Genomic DNA, 2772 nt, shown 5'->3' with positions numbered 1-2772 from the left:
GGCCAACTGGTACCGCGACGGCGCCAGCAACGGCATGGCGTTTGATGATGAAGCACTGAAGGCCAGCGTGCCGCGCAACCGCTACGAGTTGAATGCCGGCGCGCGCGTGGACTTCCGTTCCGGGCTGAGTGCGTGGGGTGGGTTTGGTGTGATGCGCGGTGACCATGGGTACCGCGAAGCCACTGCAAACCTGAGCATGTCGTACAAGTGGTGATGTAGTTGAAAGAACGGCGCCGGAGAGATTCGGCGCCGTTCTGCTTTCTGTAGCCGAGCCATGCTCGGCTGATCTTCGGCCAGATCATGCACAAGCCACGTGCTGCGCACGGTGCACTGATTTGAATTGGGCGGAAAGCACGGTGGCCAGTACCAGCGCAAAGTTGCAGGGCACGGAAGCGGAAAGTGCATGGCGAGGCTTCGGGAAAAGTGCCGGATATGCTCGCCCCCCCCCCCGGAACCATCGAATTCGTTGCGTTCCACCGCAGGTGCGACGGTTGGGTGCAGCTGCCTGGAACGAGCCTGAACCGCTCCCAGCTGCAAGCCGGAGGTCAAGCGAGCTTTGCAACAAGTTGCATGGGATCGCCTGGGCGTGGCTGGAACACTGAGCTCCGTTCCAGACACGGACTGTCGCAAACAGCCCGGATCACCCCGCCTTCACACAACGTTGGCGTATGCGCCATCTACCTGAACAGGGTATCCAGGTCATCGCAGTGCGTAGTCCCATCCGCTTTCAATTCGAGGACTCACCATGCGCAATTCACCCGACCGTACTCCGTCGCTGCGACCGCTGGCGCGTGGCCTGCTGCTGGCCTTGGCCAGCGCACCGATGGCTGTCGCCTTTGGCGGCGACCTGGACAACCAACAGGCCGAGGTGACCAATCGCGATCCAGTTGAAGCCTGGACGCTGAAGAACGGATCGAAGCTGACATTGAGCGGACACACGTACCAGATCAGCGCGGTCGATTCCGATGTGGTGGTTTCAGGTGGCGTGGTCGAACGAGCGCCGGTGGCGGGCTCGCCGATTGCGGTGATTCTCAATGGCGCTTCCAGCTTGACAGTCAATCGCGGCGTTTTTCTGGGTGGGATCCAGGTCATGAAAGACTCCACCGCGACCCTCAGCAACAGCATAATCTACTCACAGATTGGCACAGGCCTGCTACCCACCGACGCCTACAGTATCGGCGTTGATCTGCTCAGTGTGTTCGGGGATGTCTCAGACAATACGCGTGCGACTATCGATCGCACAACCATCGTAGTTGTAGAAACGCCTGCTGGAAACGATCTGAACAACGGCCATGGCGTGCGGCTGATGCAGGGGCAAGCGGAGATCCGTAACAAATCCGAGATCTTTGCCGACAACGCTGGCATCCTGCTGGCAGCTTACCCCGGCGTGCTGCAACCCATCACGGTCCGCGTTGACGACTCGTTGGTGAAGTCAGCCCGCAATGCCGCCATCTGGGTGCGACCGACCGGCGATGAAGCCCACTACGACATCATCGTGGCCAATGGTGCTCAGTTGAGCGGTGGCGACGGCAACCTGCTGAATGTCCAGAACTTCGGCGCAAGCGGAACGAAGGCCGCTGTTACTTTCACCGTAGACGACGCGCGCCTGGCCGGCAATGTTCATTTCGATCCCTCCAGCGTCACTGGCACGCTCGATGTCTTCCTGCGCAACAAGGCCCAGATCGACGGTCGCTTCATCAACGTCACCTCGGCCAGCGTCGACAGCGACAGCACCTGGCTGATGACCGGCGACAGCAACGTCGGTCACCTGGCGCTGGGCAGCACCGGTACCGTTGCACTCGGCAATGGCAGCACGTTCAACACCCTCACCGTTGATACCTTCGACGGCGCTGGCGGCACCCTGCTGTTCAACACCCAACTGGGCGACGATGCCTCGGCCACCGACAAGCTGATCATCAAGGGCGGTGCCAACGGCCAGGCCAACGTGCGCGTGCTCAATGCCGGCGGCGCAGGCGCCAAGACCGACAAGGGCATCGAGCTGATCCGCGTCGGCGGTGCGTCCAACGCGCAGTTCGACCTGCAGGGCCGCGCGGTGGGCGGGCAGTACGAGTACTTTCTGTTCAAGGACGCGACCAACGGCGGTTGGTACCTGCGCTCGGAGGTTCCGGCAGGTCCGGATCCGTGCGACGCCGACCCCGCGCTGCCGGAATGCGTACCCGTGGACCCGATTGATCCGGTTGACCCGGTGGATCCCATTGACCCGATCGACCCCACCCCGGTGCTGCGCCCGGAAGCCGGTGCCTACCTCGCCAACCAGTTCGCCATGGACCAGCTGCTGCGCCATGGCATGCGTGACCGCCAGGGGGGCAGCACCGCAACGGATGGTGTGCGCGGTTGGGCGCGCGTGGATGCCACGCAGAGCAAGCTGTCGGTGGTGGAAGACCAGCTGGACCTGCGCGTGGACCGCTCGCGCCTGCAGCTGGGTGCGGACATCGGCGTGTTCGACAACGGCCAGGGCCGCGTGGGCGTGATGGGCACGCTGGCCAAGTCCGATGCCACCTCGCGTTCGCAGCTGACCGGCTACAGCGCACGCGGCAAGGTCAACGGCGGTGCGCTGGGCGTGTACGGCAACTGGAGCACCGATGCACTGTATGTGGATGCCAGCGTGCAGCGCGGCCAGTTCCGCAACCGCGTGCAGGGCGAAGGCCTGGCCGAAGAGCGCTACGACTCGGACATCTGGCAGTCGTCGCTGGAAGCTGGCTACCGCTTCGGCATCGGCCAGATCGGCAATACCGTGCTGAGCCTGCAGCC

The 2772-nt window shown here is 63.2% G+C and carries 3 protein-coding genes; 2 read left to right on the top strand and 1 reads right to left on the bottom strand.

Annotated features, from left to right (window positions below):
- The coding region (locus R5H29_RS14425) for an autotransporter outer membrane beta-barrel domain-containing protein (protein ID WP_332329343.1) at positions 1-214 on the top strand (214 nt) is incomplete at its 5' end.
- Between the two features lie 485 nt (positions 215-699).
- Here the strand turns inward: R5H29_RS14425 and R5H29_RS14420 are convergent.
- The gene (locus R5H29_RS14420) at positions 700-1092 is read right to left on the bottom strand and encodes a hypothetical protein (protein WP_332329342.1); all 393 of its coding nucleotides are present in this window, start codon (positions 1090-1092) and stop codon (positions 700-702) included.
- 214 nt (positions 1093-1306) lie between these two features.
- Between R5H29_RS14420 and R5H29_RS14415 the strand changes: the two genes are divergently transcribed.
- A partial coding sequence (locus R5H29_RS14415; RefSeq protein ID WP_332329341.1) for an autotransporter outer membrane beta-barrel domain-containing protein occupies positions 1307-2772 on the top strand: 1466 nt, incomplete at its 3' end.

It is taken from the genome of Stenotrophomonas sp. A3_2, assembly GCF_036624925.1.
Taxonomy (GTDB): Bacteria; Pseudomonadota; Gammaproteobacteria; order Xanthomonadales; family Xanthomonadaceae; genus Stenotrophomonas; species Stenotrophomonas hibiscicola.
This window is presented reverse-complemented; position numbering and strand designations above follow the sequence as displayed.

Excerpts from the sequence above, each read along its gene's own strand:
- R5H29_RS14420 (WP_332329342.1), bottom strand. The coding sequence starts at position 1,092 with ATGACCTGGATCCCACCCAGAAAAACGCCGCGATTGACTGTCAAGCTG.